Origin of the sequence: Erwinia sp. B116 (genome assembly GCF_002865965.1) — a bacterium.
GTDB lineage: Bacteria > Pseudomonadota > Gammaproteobacteria > Enterobacterales > Enterobacteriaceae > Erwinia.
In genome coordinates, this window is the sequence record NZ_JRZZ01000091.1 from 1 (window position 1) to 2,290 (window position 2,290).

Below are 2,290 nucleotides of genomic sequence, written 5' to 3' on the forward strand. Positions count from 1 at the left end.
AACGTCCCTGGGCTCTGCCGGGCACGTCCATGTGCCCGAAGGTCCGCTTATCCGGATAAACCCCGATTGCCTGCAATGCTTTGTGTCGCTGCCTTAAAACACTTCCTTGGTACCCCTTTCAAATTCTTCAAATTCTTCAAATTCTTCAAATTCTTCAAATTCTTCAAATTCTTCAAATTCTTCAAAAATGAGTGTGTTTTGTTATGAGGCAGCAACGCAAATGTCAGTATGGGAGGCCGTTGGCGAGCAGGTTAGCCGGGCGTATGCCGCAAGGATGCGGCATCCGAGCCCCCAGGGAAGGGTTTACGGCGTCCCGGCGTTCTGTCGCCAACGGCCGAACCAGGCACCCGGACGAAAAGCGACGCCCTTAAACCAGCAACGCGAACGCCAGCAATGGAGGCCGTTGGCGAACAGGTTAGCCGGGCGTATGCCGCAAGGATGCGGCATCCGAGCCCCCAGGGAAGGGTTTACGGCGTCCCGGCGTTCTGTCGCCAACGGCCGAACCAGGCACCCGGACGAAAAGCGACGCCCTTAAACCAGCAACGCGAACGCCAGCAATGGAGGCCGTTGGCGAGCAGGTTAGCCGAGCGTATGCCGCAAGGATGCGGCATCCGAGCCCCCAGGGAAGGGTTTACGGCGTCCCGGCGTTCTGTCGCCAGCGGCCGAACCCGGCTCCCGGACAAAAAGCGATGCCCTTAAACCAGTCACGCAAAAGCTAAAAGAAGGGATGGACGCCCTCCCTTAAACGGCATCGGTGTGCCAGAGCCTGAGCTCAACAAGGTGAGAGCGTCCGTTGAGCCCGTACGTCAGAACAGTTAAACGTCTTTGTGCTGGATGCCGAAGAGGGCAATTTCTATCCCTATGACGGTGAGCGGGTCCGCTATGACCAGCAATCTATTCCGGAAGGTGAAATCTGGAGCGTTCAGCCGGATGAAGCGCGGCTGGGTATTGTTCTGGTCGCCGAGGATGCCAGAAAGCATCCCCGGATTGCTGCATGAAAATAGCTTAGTAGCTGCTGACCTCAGAGAGCAGGCGCAGATCGCTGTCGCTCAGCTGCAGCTCTGCGGCTTTTGCCAGCTCGTCGACCTGTGCCAGCGAGGTGGCGCTGACGATGGGGGCGGTGATCGACGGGCGGGCAATCTGCCAGGCCAGCGCCACCTGGGTCGGCGAGGCGTGATGCGCTTCGGCAACCTGCACCAGCGCATCCACAATACTGAGCCCGCGCTTGTTCAGATACTTCTCCACCACCCCTTTGCCGCGCGCGCTCTTCGATGCGTCTTCTGGCTTGCGGTATTTGCCGCTGAGGAAGCCGCTGGCCAGCGAGTAGTAGTTGATGACGCCAAGGCCATGCGCCTGCACCACCCCTTCCAGATCGCTCTCATACTCACGGCGATCGTAGAGGTTGTACTCCGGTTGCAGCGTCTCGTAACGGGCAAAACCGTTATCACTACTGACCTGCAGCGCCTCTTCCAGCCGTGCGCCGGAATAATTTGAGGCACCGATGGCGCGCACTTTGCCCTCTTTCACCAGTGCGTCAAAGGTGGCCAGCGTCTCCTGCAGCGGCGTGTCCTGGTCGTCACGGTGCGCCTGGTAGAGGTCAATATAGTCGGTTTGCAGGCGCTTCAGCGAAGCCTCCACCGCCTGGCGAATATAGGCCGGGGCCAGGCCGGTTTTCCCGTTGCCAAGGTCCATACCGACCTTGGTCGCCAGCACGATCTGGTCGCGCTTGCCGCTCCTGTGCAGCCAGTTACCGATAATGGTTTCTGATTCGCCGCCCTCGTTACCGTCCACCCAGCGCGAGTAAACGTCGGCGGTATCGATAAAGTTCAGCCCCTTCTCCACCAGCGCGTCGAGCAGGGAAAATGAGGTGGATTGATCGGCGGTCCAGCCAAACACGTTGCCACCAAAGGTCAGCCGCGGAACCTGAATGCCGGAACGGCCCAGCTGGCGATGTTGCAGATTGCTCATCTTTTCTCTCCTGTGGGGAATTAGGCGTGTACTGCGACCTTAAAGATTAGCAGACTCATCATTCGGTGCTTCGCATTTATGTGGCAGATGATTACCGGATTAAGGCTTTGTAGCGTAATACAGAGGCGGGATCTTATTCACACGTCCTCCAATCATATTAAGACCGGCAGTATAAAATCTATACAATCTGACGGGGAGGCGCGCCGCTGAAAACTCACCGGCCAGCACACTTTTTGCAAATTCGGTCAACCCCCTGTTTTATTAGGGATTACACCGCTATACAGTTATCCTTATTCTCTTCATTATTCACGCTGCGATTTTA

The 2,290-nt window shown here is 57.1% G+C and carries 2 protein-coding genes; one reads left to right on the forward strand and one right to left on the reverse strand.

Annotation, left to right across the window (positions count from 1 at the left end; translation table 11 throughout):
• The first annotated feature begins 827 nt into the window (after nucleotides 1-827).
• Nucleotides 828-998 (forward strand): hypothetical protein, encoded by a 171-nt coding sequence (locus NV64_RS23550; RefSeq protein WP_156365556.1) that lies wholly within the window; start codon nucleotides 828-830, stop codon nucleotides 996-998.
• Nucleotides 999-1,005: 7 nt separating this feature from the next.
• Here NV64_RS23550 and NV64_RS22625 read toward each other — a convergent pair whose 3' ends face one another.
• On the reverse strand, nucleotides 1,006-1,968 hold the full coding sequence (locus NV64_RS22625) for an aldo/keto reductase (protein WP_056233284.1): 963 nt from the start codon (nucleotides 1,966-1,968) through the stop codon (nucleotides 1,006-1,008).
• Nucleotides 1,969-2,290: the final 322 nt, after the last annotated feature.

Bases quoted from the DNA above. Each gene is read 5' to 3' on its own strand.
- NV64_RS22625 (WP_056233284.1), bottom strand. From the start codon at position 1,968: ATGAGCAATCTGCAACATCGCCAGCTGGGCCGTTCCGGCATTCAGGTT.